At 61.8% G+C, this 220-nt stretch carries 1 pseudogene; it reads left to right on the top strand.

The annotated features are described in order from the left end of the window. Positions 1–220 (top strand): annotated as a pseudogene (locus tag F2P45_RS35350) (IS1380 family transposase); the annotation flags it as partial.

A 220-nucleotide genomic window follows, 5' to 3' on the forward strand; every position in this document is an offset into this window, starting at 1 on the left:
ATCGACAGCATGTCGAACGTGGACTTCATTTTCGGTTTCGCCTGCAACCCCAAGCTCCTTGCGATGGCCGAGCCGACCAGACTTCGCGCCATCGACCGGTGGGTGGCTGCGCAATCGCAAGACGTGGCGCCAAACGCGGTGCGTCTGTTCGATGAATTTACTTACAAGGCGCGCTCGTGGCCGAGGGCCTGGCGCGTGCTGCTCAAGGCCGAGGTCATGG

This window comes from Massilia mucilaginosa, from assembly GCF_011682145.1.
In the GTDB taxonomy this organism is placed as follows: domain Bacteria; phylum Pseudomonadota; class Gammaproteobacteria; order Burkholderiales; family Burkholderiaceae_D; genus Telluria_A; species Telluria_A mucilaginosa.